Below are 22993 nucleotides of genomic sequence, written 5' to 3' on the forward strand. Positions count from 1 at the left end.
CTATAAACCAATGCATTTTGAGTTAGTACTATCCCCAAAAAAAACTTTAAAATGCGCGGATTTTACCATTTTTTGACTGGAATTTACCATAGCAACAGCGCGCAAACCTTTAAAATTGTACTGTTTTATTAACAAAAAATTAAGCAGTATCTCTTTATTAAAAATCACTTCATACACTATACAAAACCAAAAACGAAAATGACAACAAAAGCACAAAAAAGCACGATGAAACTTTTATGGTTTGCGCTGATGCTGTTTGCCTACGGCATGAATGCACAAACCATACGCTATGTAAAACCCACTGCCAGCGGCACAGGCAACGGTACAAGCTGGGCAAATGCCAGCAGTAACCTTCAGGCAATGATAGACGCCACAGGCGTACAGCAGGTATGGGTAGCGGCAGGTACTTACATTAGCGGTCATAACAATTTCCGGATGAAAAACAATGTCGCCATATACGGGGGCTTCGCAGGTACGGAAAACCAGTTAGCACAACGCAACTGGTTAACAAATGCAACTATATTGAGTGGTAATAACGTGAGATGTGCCATATACAACAGCTTTTATGCTGATTCTCCCCTAAACAGTACTGCGCTGCTGGATGGTTTTACTATTACTGGGGGAGCTACAGCTTATGGAGGCGGTATTTATAATGAATATGCCTCTCCTACGCTAAGTAATCTGACAATAACCGGAAACACAGCACACCAAGTTGGTGGTGGATTGTATAATTATATGAACTCTTCCCCGAATATTACCAATGTAACCATAAGTGGAAACACTGCACAATCTGGCGGCGGAATGTATAACACTCATAATTCGTCTCCAATCCTTACTAATGTAACCATAGCCGGCAACACTGCCAATTTAGGTGGTGGGATTTATAACGTTGCTTCCAATCCTGTAATCCGAAATACAATTGTATATAATAACAGTAACGGTGTAGAAAACAATACCTCTACGCCTACTATCAGTAATAGCTTAGTTCAAGGATATACCGATACCGCAAACGGTAATATAAGCGGCAATATAAACCCAATATTTGTAGCTCCACTAACACCTGGGATAAATAACGGTGGCAACTACAGGCTACAGCCCGGAAGCCCGGCAATTAATGCAGGCAACAATAGCCATATACCTTCGGGCATTAACACAGATTTGGACAACAGCCCAAGGATATCTAACACGGCTGTAGATTTAGGTGCATACGAGTATTATGACACTTCCATACGGTTCGTAAAGCCCACGGCAAGCGGCCTTGCCGATGGCAGCAGCTGGGCCAATGCCAGTGCCAACCTACAGGTTATGGTAAATGCTACAGGAGTACAGCAGGTATGGGTAGCGGCAGGCACGTATCTCAGTACAGGCAACGGCTTCGTGATGAAGAACAACGTTGCCATTTATGGCGGGTTTGCAGGCACCGAGACAGCCTTGGCACAGCGCAACTGGAACACTAACGTTACCACACTGAGCGGCAATAACGAGCGCCGGGTGTTTTACAATTCCTTTGGTACCGGGAACCCGCTTACAAACAGTGCCGTGCTGGACGGCTTTACTATTACCGCAGCCAGTGCAGACAATGGCGCAGGTATGTATAACTATGTTGCCCACCCCACATTAAGAAACCTGATTTTTAGTGGTAATACAGCTACCGGCGGCGGGGGTGCCATATACAACGGCTATTCTTCGCCATTATTAACCAATGTAATCATAAAAGGGAATAGCGGCTCAAGCGGCGGCGGCATTTTTAATAATTCCAATTCAAACCCTGTACTTACCAATGTGTTGATATCTGGAAATTCGGCTACGACAGGTGGTGGTATCCGTAATGGGGTTGATTCTTCCTCCACACTTATAAATGTTACATTGGCAGGAAACAGGAACTTCGCCATACAAAACACTGACTCTACAGCAGGCATGACCCTGCAAAACACTATTGTGTACGGCAACCAAAACGGTATTGGCGGAAACTACACCATGACCAACAGTCTTGTGCAGGGCCTTACCGATACTGCAAACGGCAACCTGAGCGGCAGTGTAAACCCTATGTTTGTATCTGCAATGGCCTTCGGCTTAAACACTGGTGGCGATTACAGGCTTTCACCCTGCAGCCCGGTTATAAATAGGGGCAGCAGCAGCTATGTTACCAATGTGGCTACCGACCTGGCAGGCAACCCGCGCAATTACGGCACCACACCCGATATGGGCGCCTATGAATATCAGGCAACGCCAGGGGTGGCCCTGCCAACAGCTGCCAGCCCACAGGCATTTTGCGGTAATGCTACCGTAGTAAACCTTGCTGCCGGCGGGAGCAACATTAAATGGTACTCTCAGGCTACAGGGGGTGCAGTGCTGGCAACAACCACAGCCCTCGCTACAGGCACGTATTATGCAACCCAGACAACAGATGGCTGTGAGAGTGCCAGGACAGCCATAAATGTTACCATAAACCCATTACCCGCAGCGCCAACGGCACCATCAATACAAACCTTAAACACACCTGCAACCGTGGCCACCCTTAGTGCTACAGGGCAAAACATACAGTGGTATAACACATCGTCCGGTGGTACTCCTTTGGCTAATAATACTACCCTTACAGCGGGCGTCTATTATGCCACCCAAACGGTAAATGGATGCGAGAGCGCCAGTACAGCAGTACAGGTAACATTAATAAATACAAGGTATGTAAAATCAAGGGCCACCGGTGCAGGCGACGGTACCAGTTGGGCTAATGCCAGTAGCAATTTGCAGGCTATGGTAAATGCAACAGGCGTACAGCAGGTATGGGTAGCGGCAGGCACACACTACACCACAGGCAGTGGTCTTGTGATGAAAAACAATGTAGCCATATACGGTGGCTTTGCGGGTACGGAAAACCAACTGGCACAGCGTAACTGGGTAACTAATGTTACTACATTGAGCGGCAACAACCAGCATGGTGTAGTATATAACAGTTTTATTAGCAGTTCCCCGCTTAACAATACTGCGGTACTGAATGGTTTTACCTTAAGTAATGGAAATATCAGCAGCGGCGGCGGCGGGATACTTAATAATTATGCATCTCCAACCCTTACCAATGTAACTATAAGCGGAAATACAGCACAATTAGGTGGTGGTATGCTTAACGTGGGATATTCTTCGCCAGTCCTTACCAATGTAACCATAAGCGGGAATACAGCACGAGAGGGAGGCGGAATAAATAATCAGTCTTCTTCTTCACCAATATTTAGTAATGTAACTATAAGTGGTAACACAGCGACCCATGGCGGGGGAATGATTAATTTTACTTCCAACATTATAATCCGAAATACCATTGTTTATAACAATAGTGACGGTTTATATAACGCCAGTCCATTAGCTGCTATTGCTATCAGCCATAGCTTAGTGCAAGGACTTACCAGTACAGAAAACGGCAATATAAGCGGTAATACAGACCCAATGTTTGTAGCTCCTCTTGCACCGGGGGTGAGTACCGGGGGTGATTATAGGCTTACCGCCTGCAGCCCACTAATTAATATGGGAAATAACAGTTATGTTACAGATATAACTACAGACCTTAACGGTAATCAAAGGATTTATGGAAGTGCGGTAGACATTGGTGCCTATGAATATCAGGCAACGCCGGTAACATCGCCAACTGCCACAGCACAGGTATTTTGCGGCAGTGCTATCGTAGCTAATCTTACTGCCAATGGTACTGAGATTAAATGGTACTCTCACTCAACAGGGGGTAATGTACTTGCAACAACTGCTACCCTTGCCACAGGCACTTATTATGCCTCGCAAACCGTAGATAACTGCGAAAGCACAAGGACAGCAGTAAGTATTACCATAAACCCCATACCGGAAGCCCCCACGGCAGAGGCACAAACGTTTTGCAATGGGTTTAGGACAGTAGATCTTTCAGCAAATGGCAACAATCTAAAATGGTATTTTTCTGCTACCGGAGGATCTCCATTAGGGCCTTATGCAGTTTTTACAGGTAATGCTGAGCCTTGGAATTTTATATTGTTTGTAAGCCAAACAGTGAACGGCTGCGAAAGTACCAGAAGGGCAGTTAATATTACCGTAAACCCGATACCGGCAGCACCGGTGGCCTCGGCACAAACGTTAAGTGAACCTGCAAGTGTAGATAACCTTAGCGCTACAGGGCAAGGCATACAATGGTATAACTCATTGTCCGGTGGTGCGCCACTGGATAATAATGCTGCCCTTACAACTGGCACTTATTATGCAACTCAAACGGTAAATGGCTGCGAGAGTGCCCGCATTGCGGTAACAGTAACTATAATTTACCCTATACACTATGTAAAAACAACAGCAACAGGCACCGGCGATGGTACCAGTTGGGCAAATGCCAGCAGCGATTTACAGGCTATGGTAAATGCTACTGGCGTAGAGCAGGTATGGGTAGCGGCAGGCACACACTACACCGCAGGTAATGGACTTGTTATGAAAAACAATGTAGCTATATATGGCGGTTTTAATGGTACGGAAACATTATTAGCACAACGCAACTGGAACACTAACGTTACAGTGTTGAGTGGTAATAACGATCGTAGGGTAATAAATAATGATTTCTCTGTGGAAACACCTCTCAATAATACAGCTCTAATAGATGGATTTACAATCACATCAGGCAAGAATTATTCCAGGGGGCCGGGAATAAATAACAATTATTCGTCACCGATGCTTAAAAATTTAATCATTACACATAATGAATCCGGTCCAGGTTCCGGTGCAGGCATTTTTAATGACAACTATTCTTCACCCATGATTTCGAATGTGAAAATTATTGGCAATGACAGTGGTGGTTACGGAGGTGGAATGTGTAATTATAATAATTCCTCTCCAACACTTGTAAATGTAACCATAAGTGGCAATTCTGGTTGGTATGGCGGCGCAATCTACAATTCATCTTCTTCTCCTATTTTAATAAATGTTACTATAAGCGGTAACAGGTCTAATAATAGCGCAGGTATACACAATTCAAACGCTGCACCGGTTATCAGAAATAGCATCATATACACTAATTACTCTATTGTATCTAATAATTACTATGGTATTTATAATGATAATTCCATACCTACTTATTACAACAGTCTTGTTCAGGGGGTTAACAGCACCGAGAACGGCAACATCAGCGGCGATATAAATCCAATGTTTGTGGCACCGCTTGCTCCGGGTTTAAGTGCAGGCGGAGATTACAGGCTGCAGGCATCAAGCTCTGCCATTAATGCGGGTAATAACGATTATTTTGCAGGGCTTGGCTCTGCCACATTAGATCTTGCAGGCAACTCTCGGGTATATGGATATGCCACCGGAGGCATTATAGACATGGGAGCTTATGAATATCAGGGATCCGTAGATTGTACTATAACCACCACATGGAACGGCAGCTCCTGGAACAACGACACGCCAACTTCTAACCGATATACAGCGGTTATTAATGGCAACTATACCTCTACAGGAAACATCACAGCATGCTCGCTTACAGTAAACGGTGGTAATGTAGTTGTAAACTCAGGGCATACATTCACTATAAAAGGTACGGTAACGGTAAATAATAATGCAACCCTTACTTTTAACAACAACGCAGCATTGGTTCAAACAGACAATGTACAAAACAACGGTAACATAATATATAAGAAAAACAGCAACCCGCTTTACAGGCTGGATTATACATTATGGTCGAGTCCGGTTGCAAACCAAAATCTTCTTGCTTTTTCTCCGCAAACCAATACCAGTCGCTTTTACGAGTATGGTTATGGCTTTGATCCTGCATTGAATAGAAGTTTAGAACAATATTGGATTGTAAATCCCGAAACGACAAGCTTTGATATTGCAAAAGGTTACCTTGTGCGAATGCCTAACGGCAATACGGCTGTGCCGGGATATAATGCAGGCACAGCAGCTTACAGTTATGAGGGTATCTTTACAGGTGTAGCGCATAATGGAAATGTGGCGAGGGCAGCATCTTTAGAAGCTGACCGTTATACTGCTGTAGGTAACCCCTACCCTTCTCCTATAAGTGTAGCAGATTTTTACAATCAGAATAGTGGAGTTATCGAAAATAATTCAGCTATCTATTTTTGGAGGAAAAGAAATAATTCGTTGGTATCATCTTACGCCTCACTAACGCTGGCTGCTTATACAGCTAATATAGCCGGGGGCGGCAATATCGACCTAAGTTCCTATTTTACCGGTAGTAATGCAAACTGGCTTATAGCTCCGGCACAAGGATTTATTGTAAGGACCAAACAAAACCCAACAGCCACGAACATAACCTTTTCAAACAGCATGCGCAGGCCAGCTACTGCTAATATTGGATTTTTTAGAACAGCGCAAACAACCACATCAAGGTTTTGGTTGAATATTGCTAATGAGCAGGATGGTTTTAGCCAGGCCGCTATAGTATATATGGATGACGCCACTTTAGATCTGGATTATGGATATGATGGGCTACAGCTTAACGATGGCAGCAGTGTGTCATTATATTCTCTTGCTGCACAAACCAACCTTAGCATACAGGCAAGACCACCATTTGAGGTTAGCGATGTGGTGCCTATAGGGTTTACCGCTACAACAGCAGGTACGTTTACTATTGCCTTGGATCGCGTTGAAGGGTTATTTGAACAGGGACAGGATATTTACATAAAAGATAACCTTTTAGGGACTGTTAACAACCTTGATACCTCTTATACCTTTACCAGTGAGGCAGGTGCTTTTAATGAGAGGTTTGAGGTTGTATATACCACACAAACACTCAGTAATGGCCAACCTCAATTTACAGCCAATAACGTGATTATTTATAAAGATAAAAATGCTATTGCCATAAATTCAGGAAATGAAATCATGAAAAGTGTTGCAATTTATGATACACGTGGCAGGCTTCTGTACCGAAAAGATGCAATAAACGCTGTTAAGACTGCTATATCCAACTTACAGGTACAAGAGCAAATGCTTATAGTGCAAATAACCACTGCCAATGGTACAATGGTATCTAAAAAGATCTTGTTTTAATATAAGATAGTGTATTTTTCCATTTTTGTAAAATCGTCCGGAGGGGGGAAATTTCCGGGCGATTTTTTATTGAACTCAGCCTCACTTTTTCGCTTAAATCAAAAAAGTCTGGACGGGTTCATTTTTTAAATTGGAAACCGTTTAATTCTTACAAAGTACTCAAACGCAGGTAAGAATTTTAAAGTTTAAAATAATAGCAATATACATTTTTAGAAACCGAATAATAATGTTGCCACATTATTACCATATGACTAAACCGAATGCACTTATTTAACAGATGCAGCGGGGCAACCCTACCAGTTTTTTATTAACTTGCCCTTTGGCGAGAGCATACCCATATGCTTATTGTGTACAGAATCCAGTTAATCTTTTGGATCCAACGGGGATGATTGTTGAATATGTAAACGATCCAAATAAAAGCGAAAGAGAAAACAGAAGATTAAGGAGACAATTTGAACGTCGACAACGTAAATTGAATCGACGTTCGGAAGAGGCAAATAAAAATTGGAATGCATTAGTAACTTCAGAAAATGTTCATACAATACATTTAAACGAAAAGGATGAAAACGGAAATATTATCTATAGCACTGTACCCAAACACAGTTATACAAAAGAATGTGGCGGAGGTACTGATATTTATATTAAATTGACAGACAAAACCGTTGAAGGGCAATATCTTGGTGCAAATATTGTAGGCATCGGACATGAAGAAGGCCATGCTTATAGATTTGATCAAGGCTTAGTTGAGGAACAACTCAAACCTAATATGTCAGATCCAGATGATTCTAACAAGCAACTAATTAAAGCAGGACAAATAAGGGTAACTGAGGAAATTGAAGCATCCCATATCGAGAATATTATACGAGCAGAAATTGATCCAAGTGGTACTAAAATTCCTTTAAGAAAACAATATAAAGATATTCCTACATATAGAAGAGGTTTTTACAGAAGGAATCACTCCAATAAATGTAACTATAGATTTAATAAGGCCAGGATATGATTACTATAAAAAAAAGAAATCTTAATATAAGAATTAATCATTTACTGTTAATTTCTTTATTTTTTGCTTACAAAATATCAGACAGTAAGGATTTTAATTTTCAAAATAAAATAAACATTAAACAATGTAAACTAACGGAGGCTGAGTTTTCTGTAATGGAAATTTTTCCAAATAATACGTTAGTCAAATCAATTCTATCTGATTTCGAAGTTAATAAAGATTTACATCAAATAATTTATTTATTCGGTAAGAGTGGTACGGGTGATTTTACTGTATATAAATGGGATGAATTTAAAAATAATGGGTATAGATTTACTGAGTTATCCAACAAAAGCCGGCCCAAAAATATAATTGTAAATGATGTATTTTTTGCACCTCAAATAGCAAGGAATAAGTCATATATTAAAGATTGTGGTAATTGTTATGATTGTTATTATAATCTTATACTAATTAAAGCCGAAAATAAAGTCTTTAAATATTATTACGTAGGTGAAATGTATGGTGGGTTGAATTCTGAAGATAAAAATAAAATTTATGAAGAGTGTGATTTAATATTTAAGCTAAGGAAGCAATGATACTCAATCCTACGAAATAAGATGGTATTCGATTAGATATGAAGTCTAAATAATTTGCCAGACAAAGGATTTATATTGTCTTTATTTTAAGGTATTTACATAAATTTACTGATTTTTTATGGATTTAATTACAATTAAAATATTTGACTATGAATTATTGCCCAGGACAGCACCAAACACCGAAAGCGGAAACGACAGCAGCTTTGACCCCGAAGCTCTGCGCAAGTGGCAGATACAGGACCTTACGCAAATAATATAACCACCGGTATTTAAAAAGTATGAGCCTGAAGCCGTAAAAAGAAAAGCAACATATACAGCCAGGCTAAGCCGGTCGAAGCCTTGGCTGTATATTTTAAACTGTTTTCTCCATTACTCGTCAGAAGGTTTGCCAATGGTAGCCAGAATGCCACCATCTACATAAATTATCTGCCCGTTTACAAAATCGCTTGCTTTAGACGATAAAAATACAGCGGCACCTGCAAGGTCTTCAGGATTACCCCACCTGCCTGCCGGGGTACGGCTTATTATAAAATCATTAAACGGGTGCCCGTCTACACGGATTGGTTCGGTTTGCGAAGTTGCAAAATAACCCGGGCCTATGCCATTTACCTGTACGTTATATAGCCCCCATTCAGTCGCCAGGTTTTTGGTAAGCATTTTCAGCCCCCCTTTTGCCGACGCATAGGCGCTTACATTATCGCGGCCCAGTTCGCTCATCATAGAGCATATGTTAATAATCTTGCCGCAACGCCTTTGTACCATACCCTTTCCAAGCAGCTTACTCATTATAAATACGCCAACCAAGTCTACATCAATTACCTTACGGAAATCCTCTACCTCCATATCCAGCGCTTTTACACGCTTTATAATTCCGGCATTGTTTACAAGTATGTCAATCGGGCCATGCTCCTCTTCCATAAGTGCCACATTTTGTGCTGCGGCAGCCTCATCGGTTACATCAAATACATAACCGTGTGCTTTATATCCTTTGCTTGTGTAATAATCAAGTGCAGGTTCAAGGCTGTTTTTGCTGCTGCTTGTTATAATCAAAGCTGCACCTGCCTTTGCCAGACCTTCGGCCATTGCCATACCCAGTCCGTGTGTTGCGCCCGTAAGCACAGCCGTTTTCCCGTTAAGGTTAAATAAATCCATTGTTTCAGCCTTTATGGGTAAGTTCGTTCTCAAGTTCTTCAAGTGATTTGCCTTTGGTTTCCGGCATCATTTTAAATACAAACAGCAATTGCAGTATCATAAGGAAACCAAACAGCCCAAATACCTGCCATGGCTCGAATGCATTAATAAGCACCGCACCAAAAAGCGTAACCAGTGCCGCAAAAACCCAGTGCACGCTGCTGCCAAAGGCCTGCCCACCGGCACGAACCTTATTAGGGAATATCTCTGAAATAAACACCCAGATTACTGCTCCCTGCCCTATGGCATGGGATGCTATAAAAAGCAAAATAAACGAAAGGTTAAACGCCGCAGAAGCACCCGAATAAAATCCGTATGCAACCATAAAAAGGCTTACAATGTATCCGTAAGAACCCCAATACATTAACTGCCTGCGCCCTGCCCTGTCTATTAAATACATACCCAGGAAAGTGAAAATCAGGTTTACAATACCGATAGCTATAGAACTTAGTAACGATTCTGAGGAAGCAAAACCTGCTTTTTCCAATATCTCAGGGGCATAATACAGTATAAAGTTAATACCTGAAAGCTGGTTGAATGTAGCTATTAAAAAAGCCAGTATAAGCGGAAATTTATAGCGTTTTGAAAAAAGCCCGTCGGTATTTTGAACGTTTGCCAAAAAATCGGTTTTGATGTCTTCAAGGGTAGCAAGGGCATCGTGTTCTGTTGCCGTTTTCTTTAATACATCAAGGGCTTTTTGTTCGTCTTTTTTATGGCTAAACAACCAGCGCGGACTTTCGGGCACTCCAAACATCAGCACTATATAAGCCACAGACGGTACCGCTACGGCTCCCATCATATAACGCCAGTCGTCGGCACCGCCCACACCTTTAAGTAAAAAGTTAGAAAGGTAGGCCACCACAATGCCGAAAACAATATTAAACTGGTACAGCGTGCCCAGTGTGCCCCTGTTTTTGGCTGAGGATATTTCTGATATATAGGTTGGCGCCGCTATAGAAGAGATGCCTACGCCAAGCCCGCCTACAAACCTGAAGAATGAAAATGTATAAGGCTCCGGCGCGAAGGCACAGCCAAGTGCCGAGATAAGGTATAGGAAACCAATAAATATAAGCGTGTTTTTACGGCCGTATTTATCGGTAGGGTAACCCGCAACAAGCGCCCCGGCTACCGTGCCCCACAACGCCATAGACATAATAAAAGTGCCATGAAACCACTCTGAGGTGTGCCACAATTCTTTTATGGGCAGGTTTGCGCCTGAAATCACTACGGTATCAAAACCAAATAAAAATCCGGCTATGGCTACCACTATCGAATAATATAATAATTTACTTTTCATTTATTTTAAGCCCTTTCGGGAGTGTTTAGATTGTTATTCGGTTTTCTTAAATACAATACCTTCTGTGTGTTCGCCCACAAATATGTTGGCAATATCTCCGGTTTTAAACCACTTGGGTTTGCCGGGCATATCATCATAAATAAGCTTCCCGTTTATTTTAAGGTTTTCAAAAACCACATTTTTTACTTTCCTGTTTTCGTCATATCCGGCAATAACCGACATATTAGCATTGCTGCCATTATAGCTGATGTTTTTAAAGAAGATGTTTTCTACCCCTTTGCCCGGCGATGTACAGTACTTTTGGTTGTAAAAAACCCTGATATTAACCAGTTGCCCGCGCCTGAAATCTTCAACCCGTATGTCTTCAAAAGTTATATTCTTTATCAGGTTGCTGTCGCCGGCATCTATAGCCATGCATCCCTGATAGTCTATCTGTACTTCCTGGTGGTCTAAAATATCAAGGTTGCTGTAAGTAACATTCTCAATCACATCCTGGTTAGGTGTACTGCCATGAACGCCTATCATTATAGGGTGTGCCACATCGGCCCAAAGTGTAGAATTTTTCATAAGTATGTTTTTGCAGCCGCCGCTAAACTCTTTGCGCGTGGCATAAACAGTGGTGCAGTCATCTGAATTTCGGTTGAAAACCCTGTCGTACGTAACGTTGTTGGCCGCCATTATGTTCATGCCGTCGCCCCAGTTAAAATAACTGATGGCTTTTACGTTGGTTATTTTTACCCCGTCAGAGCCGCCTACAAGGCATTGGGAGGCAAACACACCTTCTATCTCAACAGTCTTAGAAAAGGCAACCCTGATTCCAAGCCTTACGTCCTGGTCTATAATACCACTGCCGTACACCTTTACATTTTCTGCATGGTCTATATTTATCTGTCCTTTTATAAAAGCACCACCGGCTATATATACCTGTTGGTTACTCTTAACATCCAGCTTACCGCCCGGCAGTACATGTACACCGGGACCGAAATACACAAAATTCTTATCGGTCTTTTTCTTTTTTGGCACTTCATGCACAGGGTTTGCAAACAAATGCAGGTTATGGAAAATATCCCCGTTTACCTCTACCGATAAATTCGAGGGCTTATCAAGCTGAAAAACAATAGTATTGTCTCCCTCTTTTGTAAAAGGGATATTGTAAGAAAGAGGGCGTATCCTGGCTGTTTCTACACTCTTTGTTGCAGTAACCGCTACCTCGCACACCCCCGAAAAATCAAAGTATGCCATAGAGGCCACCTGCGGCTTGTAACTAAGGTCTTCTACTTTCATTAATTTTATGGCATAAACAGGTACTGTTTTCCATTCCTGCCCCTTACTGCGCACTTTTACAGTAAAATCGGGATTAAGCGTTACCCCATCGGGAGCAGGGTATGCCACTACCGCATCTTTAGTTTTTTGGGCAAAGCCTAGAAGGGTTACACAGCACAATAAAAGTGTAAAAGCATATTTTTTATATTCAGATAATGTTGTTTTCATGTGTAATCGCCTATCGTTGTACAATTTTGTTTGAAGTTTCTTCCTTAAGCTTTTTTAACCTTAGCAAGGCTTCAGCATAATAATAATCGGCATAATTTATGGCTGTATCTATTTCGCCACCCGCAGGTTTATGGCCTGTGGAGTGCAGTAAAAAAGCCGAGTTAGACTCATGGCTCTGGTAATGTGCCGAAAGCTCTTTAAGCATGGCTTCTGCCTTGGTGCGGTATTCTTTGCATAGAGCGGCATCTGTAGTAAAATCGGCCAGTTCTATCAATGCCGATGCCACTACAGCCGCTGCTGATGCATCTCGGGGCGCATTAGGAATATCGGGGGCATTAAAATCCCAGTAAGGTATGCTGTCTTTGGGCAGCCTGTCTAAATACACACGGGTTACTTTGTGCGCAAAGTCCAGAAATTTAGGGTCGTGCGTTTCGCGGTACACCATGGTATAGCCATAAATAGCCCATGCCTGACCGCGCGCCCACATGCTGCCGTCGTTATATCCCTGATGGGTAACCCCTTTAATCTTTTTTCCGGTTTCCCTGTCATACACTACCACATGATAGGATGTATAATCAGGACGAAAATGGTTTTTCATCGTTACATCGGCATGGCTCACCGCCATATCATAAAGGTTTTTGCGCCCTCCGTTTTTAGATGCCCAAAACAGCAGTTCAAGGTTTATCATATTATCCATAATGGTGTTGTGCTGGGGCCACTCCATGTTAGGTACTTCGCGCGGCCAGCTCAGTATCGTTCCCACCTTTGGGTTAAAAAGCGTGGCAAGGGTATCAGCAGTGCGCAGCAATACTTTTTTATATTCGGGGTTCTTAGTAAGCCTGTAGCCATTGCCAAAACTGCACATTACCTGAAAACCAAGGTCGTGATCGGTAGCTGGGGAAAGCGATAATGGCGTAAGGTATTTTGTATAATGGTCTGCAGCTGTCTCAAACTCCTTATCCTTTGTAAACTCATACATATACCATAATGTACCGGGCCAGAAACCGCTGGTCCAGTCTTTATAATCGGTGTACCTCCACCTGTCCGTGCCGGGGATAATGCTACGGGGCAGGCTGTCAGTTTCCGGAATTACTTTAAGGGTCTTGTCAGCCTGCTTTTCACAGTATTCCAACTGCGTGTCAGGATTAAAACCCGAAACATTATCGGCAACAGCTTTCCTGCCACAACCTATCAATGCAAGCGTTGTAAGTGTTGCGGCAATAATTTTCTTCTTTGTATTCATTTGTACTATATTATTTTGTGAGTTCCCAATACATAGTGTACCGCTGGCTGTGCACACTGCTTATGGGCATTAGTTTCCAGTTTGTATTATCAATGCTGAAATTCAGCGTGCCGGGTTCCCGTTTTAGGGCTTTAAAAAGTGCCTTTGCATCAACAGCCAGTTTATTGCTAAAACCAGCCGGAACATTATAATCGTAAGTATAATAATCGTTATATTTCTTAGGGTCGCTATACGGTGCCGGGGCATTCATGCCTTCAGTGCCTGCCAGCCCTGCCAGTACAACAGGCCCGTAAGTAACAGCAACTATATTTTTATTGTCGGGCGTTGGGGTTACTTTAAACGGCATAGGCAAATCAAGCTCTGCTACATCTCCTTTTTTCCAAACCCGTTTAACAGCAATATAACTTCCGGGAGTATTAGCAAACTTTTGTTTTTTGCCGTTTACCCTGAGTGTTGCACCTGCAGTAGCCCATGCCGGATAGCGAAAATGTATGGTCATTTCTTTGCCTGCCGATGCTGTAACCGTAAATTTTGTATTACTTTCTTTAGGGAAAGTTGTTTCCTGCTTAAATTCAAAACCATTCTCTTTCCATGACAAAACCGAAGGGATAAACAGGTTTATATACAGGCTGTTTTGCGAATGCGCATAAATAAACTCATTATACTTAGCCTGATTTTCAAAACCCGTACCCACACAGCACCAAAACGAATCGTTAGGTGTGCTGTAAACCTTATGCGCCCCGGGCATCATGGGTAAAAAATAAGCAACCATGCCGTCTTCAGGGTTTTGCTGCCCCAATATGTGGTTGTAAAGGGCACGCTCATAATAATCAGCATAAGCCGCCTTAGGGTTCATCGAAAATAAATGCCTGGTAAGCTTAAGCATGTTGTACACATTGCACGACTCGGCCGTGTAGCCGCTTAAATGTCCTGCAATATTATCGGGGCCAAAAAACTTTTCCTTGTCGCTGTTGCTGCCCGTAGCAAAACTGTGGTGGTTTACAACCGTTTGCCAAAAAAAGTCGGAAGTTTCAAGGTGTTCTGCCTGCCCGCCAATTTCATAATCGCGCACTAAGCCTATAAGCTTGGGTATGTAAGTATTGGCGTGTTTACCTTTTAGTATATCCTGCTTTTCTGCAAGTGGTTTTAATACCTCTGCATGGTAAAAAAACTCCGCCAGATATTTTGCCTTTTCGTTTCCTGTTATTTCATATAGTGTATAAAACGAATCGTTCATACCGCCAAACTCATTCTTCAGCATGTTCTCCCGCTGCTGAGTTGTCAGTGCTTTCATTTTATCGTAAGCCCAATTTACCATACCGTTTGCAATTTCCAGAGCTTTGGCATTGTTGCAATACAAATACTGGTCGGTAAGGCCGGAATACAATTTATGCAGCGTGTACCACGGCGCCCACACACTTTGCCTTTCAACAGCCCTGTCGATAAGGTTTTGGGGGAAGGCACTCAGGTATCCGTTTTGGTTAAGGGCTTTCTGCACATCGGCAAGACCGTTTACAAGCGAATCGGCTTTAACTTTATAGCGTTCATCTCCGGTTGAGGCATACAGCAACGCAAGCCCCGAAAGCACATGCCCGGTAGTATGCCCACGCACATCACTATCCAGTGATTCCCAGCCACCCAGTTTTGGGGTAACAAAATAGCCTCCCTCCTTACCGGAAAACACCCCGGCATTATTACGGAAACTGTGCAGCAGGCTTTCTGTTTTTATAGAAAGTATCCATTTGCTCTCCCTCATCATGTTATCCCTAAAGGGGCTGTCCAGCAGCTTTACATCCTGCAGGTCGAAACCCAGAACGGCTGCTTTTTTTGTATCGTCAATTTTTATCTGACCTTTGTGCTGCCCCGGATAATGCGATTGGGCAACAACGCCTAAAGGCAAAAGCGCAGCGAATAAAAGTGTTTTTATAGTAGTGTTTATATTCATCTATTTTGTAATGTAAAAGTTTGTTGAACAGGTGTTGCCGACTGCCATTTTCCGGCCACCCCATACTGCCAGGCAACCACGGTAACCTTGATTGGGTATTTAGCTTTCGGCGGAACCTTACTAAAAAGTAAAATATTATCCTCTACATAAGCCGGACCTTCGTTAACGTAATAATAAACCGGCAAGCCCGATGAAGCCGTAGCTGTAAGGCTCAATGGTTTATGTGTATCCTGTACATCATGTATTTCAGGAAAGCTGATTTGCTGTGCTTCTCCCTGTACATTGCGCACCGGAAATTGCAGGTTTAACTGCTGCACGGCACTCTTGTAATTTTCATCCCCTTCATTATGAGCCAGCAGCCATATATCATTGCTGCGCTTAGGGTTCTTAAACCCCATCCTGTAAAAGTCTATCCTGAACAGGGTATTGTTAATCTTTTTTATCGGCCCGCAAATCCTGTCTGTTACAAGCTTTGTTTTTGCATGTTTTTCTACCGCCTGCACTTTTGTCGAATCCGAAAAAAAAGCACTTACCGCAAAGCTCACACCGTCACCTAAAGGCTTAAAGTCTAACTTATAGTTGGCATGGGTTTTTACAGGTTTCAGCACTTTGCCCTGTTGCGTAAACCCTATATATTGAGGGAGTTTACCCGCAGCCACGGCATAATATTTTTCCGTTTCTTCAGCATGGTTTTTATCAAAAAACCAGGAAGCTGCATCCCTGTTGCCTTTATAATCTTTATATTTTGCCGGAATCGCTTTTGGCAAACTGTCTTTATGCCAACGATCTCCAAGCCAGCCCTGCTGTGGCAGTATCTTTTTGAGTAAAGGCCGCCCGTCATTATCATTCTTTCCGGTAAGCCTCCATTTTGCAGCCTTAACTATATAATCAGCTATGTATTTAACAAGAATATCAGAGCTGTCAAAATGCCCATGCCCGGCATCGGCAAAAAAAGTAATGGCACTTCCCGGATGTTTTTTTACATAATTAAACCCGGGTGCAATGCGGTCTTCCCACCACTCATACTCGCCCATAATAAAAAGTGCAGGTATGCCGTCAATATCACGCTGCTCCCAGTCGGGGTTAGGTTTGCCGCTTCCGGTAAGGTTGGTTTGGGGCGAATCGCCATGAACCGAAATTATCGCCAGTGTGCGGCTGTTGTTAAACGCAGCAAAATTCCAAGGATAGCTGGCATATGCCGAATGGCCTATGGGTACTATCGGTGCGTACTCAAGCTCCTTATAACCGGAAACATTGGCAAATTCCTTTAGCATATAATCAAACACGGCACTGTCTTTTTCATGGTTGTACACCATGGCAAAACCGGGCGTAACCCAAATTTCGGCAAGGCCTGCCTCAGCCATTTTTTTCCTGAAGTAGGCATGCTCCAATATACCTTCCTCGCTCATGTTGTGCTGCCCTATAACCACTCCCCTAACCTGCCTGCAATTTTCAGGTATCCATAAAAATGCCTGTGGGGCTGCCCCGGTTTCCGTAGAAATTACAGGTGTTACGGGTATGCTCCACTGCCATACCGCATTTTGCGCACACAATCCGTGAGCTGCAAACAGCAATATATATAGCAGTTTCTTCATTACTTTGTTACTTTAAACCAGTCAAAATCGGCATAGCCGCCTAATCTTACATTACTTTCGCTTACGCAGAATATTCCCATCTTGGCGCTTATCCATAAGTCTTTTTGTGCTTTAAAAGCCTTGCCCGAAGGTGTAAAATGTACACCATCGGTACTGTAACTAAACAGGCATGTACCGTCAGGCGATTTTACCTGCATCCTCAAATAAACCTCATTAGAATTCAGCGTTTCTTCAAACAATACTTTTTCGGCGCTGCCTTTTATGGCATCTTCACACACTACCTGATTTAATTTATACTTTCCATCAGTATAGGTTATACCCACATAAGCATAAGACTGCCCCATCATAATTAGCCCTGCGGTTTTGCCCGGCGTTTCCCATTCGGTTGCAAGTTTCACTTTAGTTGTTACTGTAAAATCAGGTGCAGGCAGCTTTTGCAGCAGCAAATTGGGTACATCCCAAAGATTGGGCAGTCCGTTTTTGCTTACGGCAAACAGCCGCAGGTAATCGGTACCCGGTATTTGCGCACTCCATTTTACCGATGGGTTGGCATACCACTGCCATTGCAGCCCGGGCACCCCGTTATTAAAATCATCACTTTCCTGTGGGGTGTAAACAGTATTTGTAGCAACAGGTTTTTGCCATGAGGCTATAGGCTCGCCTATACCATTGCCGTCAAAATCTTTACCCATTACAGGCCAGCCATCGCGCCATTCCATAGGTTGCAGGTGCAGCACACGCCCATAGACGCCCTGATCCTGAAAATGCAGGAACCAATTTTTTCCGTCAGGCGCGTCTACCCAAGCCCCTTGGTGCGGGCCGTTTATTTTTGTAGTGCCCTGCTCTAATACCACTTTATGCTCATAAGGCCCATAAATATTTTTAGACCTCATAGCCAGCTGCCAGCCTGTTTCTACCCCTCCGGCAGGGGCAAAAATGTAATAGTAACCATCTTTTTTATACAGCTTAGGCCCTTCAAGGGTGTGATTGGCATCATGCCCGTCAAAAACATTTTTTCCTTCATCCAATATTTTTGTTCCCTCAGGGTTCATCGTGTGCATTGTAAGCAGGCTGTTTACCCCCGCCCTGCTGCCTGCCCAGGCATGTATAAGATAGGCCTTATCGCCATCCCACAAAGGGCTTGGGTCTATAATGCCTTTGCCTTCCAATATCAGCAATGGCTTAGTCCACGGGCCGGTTATCGCATTGGCTGTTATTACATACACCCCAAAATCAGGGTCGCCCCAATAAATATAAAAGCGCTTGTTATGGTATCGTAACGATGGTGCCCACACGCCTTTGCTGTGTTGCGGTTTGGCAAACACTTCTTCCGGCATCTGCCTGTCGAGCGCGTAGCTTATTATCTGCCAGTTTACCAAATCTTTAGAATGCAGTATGGGCAAACCGGGAGTGCAGTTAAAGCTGCTGGCCGTCATATAAAAATCTTCGCCTACGCGAATTACATCCGGGTCTGAATAATCAGCATACAGCACCGGGTTGGTATAGGTACCGTTGCCATTATCTGCCACCCAAACCTCAGATATATAGTTTTGTGCAACAGGCTTCTCATCAATCCGTGAAGTTTTACATCCCCAGAGAACGAAACCCGCAACCAAAAGCCATATATAAATACAATACTTATTCACACACTGTTATTTTACGGTTACCTGTAATGGGTTGGCAACTGTTTGTGCCTGCCTTTGCAGCATTTTGTCCCAATCGCTTACTGTTTTTACAGCACCGCTTTTTTGCCATGCAAAACCGGCGTAATACACTATTTTATCAGCAGGCTTGTTAACTACAAGCAGGTTGCTCTGGTCTTTAACATCTGATTTCCTTACAAAAGCGCTATCAGTTTGCGATTGTGCCATAACCAGCCCCTCGCCCACAAAAGCATCATCTATCTGCTCCCAATGGCGGTACCACCCCTGTTTTGTATTTACTTCGGCTATTCCTTTATTATCCTGCAGCGTAATGCCAACGGTATAATTTGGCAATGGTTTTTCTGAACCAACCGTTACTTCAAATTTTGAAAAATGAGAACCCAAATCAAGCGATACGCGTTTGGTCTCTGTAGTTCCATAAGGGCCCCAGGCGGCATACTCCAGTTCAAACACCGTGCGCAACGGACCTTCAGCAATGGTTTTATAACTAACATAATTTTCAGATACATACAGGCTGTCCTTATCCCAAATGCCCGAGCCTCCTGTGCCCCTGCTGTTGCCCACATGATATGGGTCGTATCCCTCACCATGGTCTGTATGATAATATCCTGCAGCCTTTGCATGCTCTGCATACCACTTGTTTATAATGGGTTTATCGGTTCGCTTAAGCCAGATGTCTACCCCGCTGGAAAGCGTGCTGCCTGCCACACCGGCAAGGGCTTCCTTTTGACCTGTAGGGCCATATACCCTAAAGGCAACCTTATCGTTCTCCCAGGTGTAATCGTCAGTACGTTCGGGCACAAAGCGCGAGTAGGTTGTGATTTTGCTTTTAGGCTGTGCTGTTTCAGCATCTGTAACAATGCTGTATGTAGTTATTTTTCCGGCCTTTACCGTAGCCTGAAAAAGCAACTCATCGCTCCTGCCGTCCTTATCATAATCAATCCACTGTAGTGGCAGGTATGCTGTTGATGTACTGTTTTTTATTCGGATGTCTTCTTCCCTGCCTGTTTTAAGCAAAGCCGCAATGTCGTTTCGCTTTAGCGTTACAATCTCTGTCCTGTCAAAGTCAAGGCTGTTCTTTACCTCAACAGTCAATGTATCGGTCTCTTTACTGCCGCACGAAGCAAGGCAGAAAGCAGCAGCCCCACAAATAGCATATAATAATTTCATGTTTACTGTATATATATTTTTACCTGCTGGTAGGTTAGCGCAGGCAGGTTAAACTGCACTTCTTTTTTCTTTCTGTCGTATTTACCTTTGTGCACCGTCCCTGCTGCATCGGTAAGTGTTGCCGCCTTTGGCTTTTGCGGTACTTTTACCAATAGGGTTGCTGCCGCACTGCCTGTATAAAAGGTTTCATTACTGGACAGTTTTAAACCTGCACTGCCATTTGAAACCATTGTTATAGTATAGACTCCGTTTGAAATTGCAGTGCCGTTCCCTAAAAACAGTGTAGTGGCATTACCCTCTTTAGTGATTATACCATAAGTGCCTGTCACTGTCATACCCTTGTTACTAAACTCCTGCCCTGTTGTAGCTGTAAAAATAAAATCCTCACGGCCTGATGCAGCGGTAACGTATATGCCTGCCTGTTCTTCTTTACCAAAATAATCTACCGTAGCAATATCGCTTTTACCGTTTTCGGCAGGTTCATAAACCGCCACAAACGGACGTTTCCATGCCTCACCGGTTTGCTGTACTATTAAGGTAGGTATGGGCAGTTCATTAAGTTCTTCCGGCAATGGGCCATGCCTGAACGCGGTAGACTTTGGCGAAAGCACGGAAAACAATTCACGCCCCTCTTCGCCCTTAAACCAAAAATTCATGTTGACTGACCTCTCTTTAAGGTCGAGGCTGAAACGTCCTTTAAAATCGCTGCCAAATGCAACCGATTTTTTATCCCACATATAATCGTAAGCCGAGAGGCCGCCATCGGCAAAGGCAAGCGCATCGGTATCGGTAAGTTTTAGCGGTGTATTGTCTTTGTCGAAAAGCTCCAGCTTTTGCCCCAGGTTGTGGTAAAAATATTCGTTTTTGAAATTGTTGCCATCGTTTTGTGCCGAACGGAAAACATCTACATAATATCCACCGCCCGCAGTTTGCACAATACCCATTACACGCCTTTGGTTTGAGTTGGTTTCCGGCTCCGGGAATGTAAGGTCAGAAAACGTATAGCCGGGCATTGTGCCCCTGTTCATCCCACTCTCAGGATAGGCAGCCTCCTTTGTAAAAGCATGGTTGCTTTTCATTTCAGGATATTTCGACTTTCCGTTTACAACTACGGTATTATGCGCCGGAAACTGGGTATAATATTCGGCATACTCTATAGAAAAATAACTCGACCCATGCCCCATTTCAGGGGCTAAAGGCAGCCCTTTGCCATACAGTTCCATAGCTATGCCGTTGCTGTGCATGTGGTTGCCGTAAGAGCCTATTTGGCTTATCATCAGCCCGTTTTTTTCGTCACCCCGGCGCTGTACCAGCCAGCTCACACGGGGCGAGTAAAACAACGGCGAAGTAAAATCGGCTACCGCAGCAGGCTTAACCGTGTCCTGCAACACCAATGCCTGATGCTCAAACAAATCTTTAAGGGTCGTGCCTTTTACTGAACCGGACTGCACATCAACATCATACAATGTTTTAAGCATTCTGGTAAAATAAACCTCATCCTCTTTTTTGCCGTATTTTTGGGCGTTGTGAATAAGGTATTTTACAGGCTCGGGGCGCAGTTTGCTGTAATGCCCGTCGCCAAAGGCCACCATATATTTGTTAGGATAAAGGTACTGTGCCGTAGCTTTCGCCGCTTTGGTAAGTACCGGCAGGTCTTTAAGCAAATCAATATTAAAATTATGGTCGTAAAACGCTGCAAACTCCATAAAATCGTTCAGTACGTTTAATGAATAGCCGGGGCTTTCGTTCCAAATGGCGTTATCAGGGTCGTAGCCATAATCCATAAGCTTGCGCATGCTCCATTGCCTTACCGAATTTTGGTTCATTATCCGGTCAAGGTAATACTGTGCCCCCCTGTCGTTTTTATAAGCCGAGTTATTTTCAAGCACCAGTGCTATCTTAGAAATATGGGCAGCTTCTAACAAATTCCAGTTATTAAAGCTTACGCCATTTTTTATAATAAGGTCAGCCCATTTCCTGAACGTATCAGCATACAGCCCTAAACTCTCCTGATGGTTTTTACTGATATATCCGTGTAAAAAGTCGTAGCATTGTGTCACATCGTTAATAATATGTTCCTGTATTACTTCAAACGAGGTGTAGCCTGCAATGGTATTGCTGTGCCCACGGCTAATGTCCTGCGGCACTTCGCGATAGTAAAGCCCTTTAAGATAGGTATCGAGCACGCCATAAGCCATTTCGGCATACTTTACATCTCCGGTGTACCAGTACATAAAAGCGGCATCGCGGGCAATGCCCATAATCTGCCTGTTTAGCGATTCTACAATTTTGCCTGTTTTAGAAATGCTTACCCATTCGCCCTGTCCTTTGTTGTTACGATGCTCTGCAAAGAGGCCACGCGGGTCGTCCATATAGGGTTTTACATCTTCCAGTTTCGGAAAAATATAGTCGGTTCGGTGGTCGCGAGTACCGGGAAAACGCACGGTAGGCACCGGAGCCTCGCCTTCGGCATGGTCATAAACACCGCCGTTTATAAATACTTTTGTAGATTTGGTTTTCCAATACATTTGCAGGCGCGACAGCAGCCAAGTACTGTCTTTTTTATAATACTCCAGATATTTATCGGTATTCTTTTTTGTCTTAGCTACAATTTCGGCAGCCCACGGTTCAGTACTGCAAAGCTGCTTTACCTCCCGAAGCGACATATCTTTACCAAAAATGCGCGGGTGTTGTGTGCCTATGTTTTGTGGCACGGGCAAAGGCTGCCCATAGCTGCAAAGGCTTATAAAAAATAGTGGTATGTACAGTAGTGTTCTTAATTTCATAATTTCTTCTGTT

13 protein-coding genes are annotated in these 22993 nt (G+C 43.3%); 4 read left to right on the forward strand and 9 right to left on the reverse strand.

What is annotated here, in order from left to right; all coding sequences use genetic code 11:
* The first annotated feature begins 198 nt into the window (after window positions 1-198).
* The 4 genes from GR160_RS05875 (at window position 199) to GR160_RS05890 (ending at window position 8857) form a co-directional block, all read left to right on the forward strand.
* The gene (locus GR160_RS05875; protein ID WP_160748890.1) at window positions 199-7023 is read left to right on the forward strand and encodes a choice-of-anchor Q domain-containing protein; all 6825 of its coding nucleotides are present in this window, start codon (window positions 199-201) and stop codon (window positions 7021-7023) included.
* Window positions 7024-7342: 319 nt separating this feature from the next.
* Window positions 7343-8023 (forward strand): hypothetical protein, encoded by a 681-nt coding sequence (locus GR160_RS05880; protein WP_160748891.1) that lies wholly within the window; start codon window positions 7343-7345, stop codon window positions 8021-8023.
* Window positions 8020-8598, forward strand: a complete 579-nt coding sequence (locus tag GR160_RS05885; protein WP_160748892.1) for a hypothetical protein — start codon at window positions 8020-8022, stop codon at window positions 8596-8598. The genes GR160_RS05880 and GR160_RS05885 overlap by 4 nt, the downstream gene beginning before the upstream one ends.
* Before the next feature lie 118 nt (window positions 8599-8716).
* Window positions 8717-8857 carry a hypothetical protein gene (locus GR160_RS05890; RefSeq protein WP_160748893.1) on the forward strand — a complete coding sequence of 47 codons (141 nt, stop codon included), beginning with the start codon at window positions 8717-8719 and terminating at the stop codon, window positions 8855-8857.
* A 110-nt stretch (window positions 8858-8967) separates the two neighbouring features.
* Here the strand turns inward: GR160_RS05890 and GR160_RS05895 are convergent, their stop codons facing one another.
* From GR160_RS05895 to GR160_RS05935, 9 genes are read right to left on the reverse strand one after another with little or no spacing between them, the layout of a single operon-like run.
* Complete coding sequence (locus GR160_RS05895; RefSeq protein WP_160748894.1) at window positions 8968-9750, reverse strand: gluconate 5-dehydrogenase; 783 nt, start codon at window positions 9748-9750, stop codon at window positions 8968-8970.
* Between the two features lie 4 nt (window positions 9751-9754).
* Complete coding sequence (locus GR160_RS05900) at window positions 9755-11086, reverse strand: sugar porter family MFS transporter (protein ID WP_160748895.1); 1332 nt, start codon at window positions 11084-11086, stop codon at window positions 9755-9757.
* Between the two features lie 33 nt (window positions 11087-11119).
* Window positions 11120-12577 (reverse strand): endo-polygalacturonase, encoded by a 1458-nt coding sequence (locus GR160_RS05905; RefSeq protein ID WP_202390719.1) that lies wholly within the window; start codon window positions 12575-12577, stop codon window positions 11120-11122.
* Window positions 12578-12587: 10 nt separating this feature from the next.
* Window positions 12588-13820: a glycoside hydrolase family 88 protein gene (locus GR160_RS05910; RefSeq protein ID WP_160748896.1), complete on the reverse strand. Its 1233-nt coding sequence runs from the start codon at window positions 13818-13820 to the stop codon at window positions 12588-12590.
* Between the two features lie 10 nt (window positions 13821-13830).
* Window positions 13831-15765 (reverse strand): glycoside hydrolase family 127 protein, encoded by a 1935-nt coding sequence (locus GR160_RS05915; protein ID WP_160748897.1) that lies wholly within the window; start codon window positions 15763-15765, stop codon window positions 13831-13833.
* A complete protein-coding gene (locus GR160_RS05920) occupies window positions 15762-17360 on the reverse strand; it encodes a hypothetical protein (RefSeq protein ID WP_160748898.1) in 1599 nt (532 codons plus the stop codon). The genes GR160_RS05915 and GR160_RS05920 overlap by 4 nt, the downstream gene beginning before the upstream one ends.
* Window positions 17360-19006 carry a glycoside hydrolase 43 family protein gene (locus GR160_RS05925; protein ID WP_160748899.1) on the reverse strand — a complete coding sequence of 549 codons (1647 nt, stop codon included), beginning with the start codon at window positions 19004-19006 and terminating at the stop codon, window positions 17360-17362. Before GR160_RS05925 ends, GR160_RS05920 begins: the two co-directional genes overlap by 1 nt.
* Window positions 19007-19012: 6 nt before the next feature.
* Window positions 19013-20194 carry a DUF4861 family protein gene (locus GR160_RS05930; RefSeq protein ID WP_160748900.1) on the reverse strand — a complete coding sequence of 394 codons (1182 nt, stop codon included), beginning with the start codon at window positions 20192-20194 and terminating at the stop codon, window positions 19013-19015.
* Window positions 20195-20196: 2 nt separating this feature from the next.
* Window positions 20197-22980, reverse strand: a complete 2784-nt coding sequence (locus tag GR160_RS05935; protein ID WP_160748901.1) for a heparinase II/III family protein — start codon at window positions 22978-22980, stop codon at window positions 20197-20199.
* Window positions 22981-22993 lie beyond the last annotated feature (13 nt).

Origin of the sequence: Flavobacterium sp. Sd200 (genome assembly GCF_009826935.1) — a bacterium.
GTDB lineage: Bacteria > Bacteroidota > Bacteroidia > Flavobacteriales > Flavobacteriaceae > Flavobacterium.

Coding starts and splice junctions, on each gene's coding strand:
- GR160_RS05930 (WP_160748900.1), bottom strand. CDS start 20,194: ATGAAATTATTATATGCTATTTGTGGGGCTGCTGCTTTCTGCCTTGCT.
- GR160_RS05900 (WP_160748895.1), bottom strand. CDS start 11,086: ATGAAAAGTAAATTATTATATTATTCGATAGTGGTAGCCATAGCCGGA.
- GR160_RS05895 (WP_160748894.1), bottom strand. CDS start 9,750: ATGGATTTATTTAACCTTAACGGGAAAACGGCTGTGCTTACGGGCGCA.
- GR160_RS05875 (WP_160748890.1), top strand. CDS start 199: ATGACAACAAAAGCACAAAAAAGCACGATGAAACTTTTATGGTTTGCG.
- GR160_RS05915 (WP_160748897.1), bottom strand. CDS start 15,765: ATGAATATAAACACTACTATAAAAACACTTTTATTCGCTGCGCTTTTG.
- GR160_RS05890 (WP_160748893.1), top strand. CDS start 8,717: ATGGATTTAATTACAATTAAAATATTTGACTATGAATTATTGCCCAGG.
- GR160_RS05910 (WP_160748896.1), bottom strand. CDS start 13,820: ATGAATACAAAGAAGAAAATTATTGCCGCAACACTTACAACGCTTGCA.
- GR160_RS05905 (WP_202390719.1), bottom strand. CDS start 12,577: ATGAAAACAACATTATCTGAATATAAAAAATATGCTTTTACACTTTTA.
- GR160_RS05885 (WP_160748892.1), top strand. CDS start 8,020: ATGATTACTATAAAAAAAAGAAATCTTAATATAAGAATTAATCATTTA.
- GR160_RS05920 (WP_160748898.1), bottom strand. CDS start 17,360: ATGAAGAAACTGCTATATATATTGCTGTTTGCAGCTCACGGATTGTGT.
- GR160_RS05935 (WP_160748901.1), bottom strand. CDS start 22,980: ATGAAATTAAGAACACTACTGTACATACCACTATTTTTTATAAGCCTT.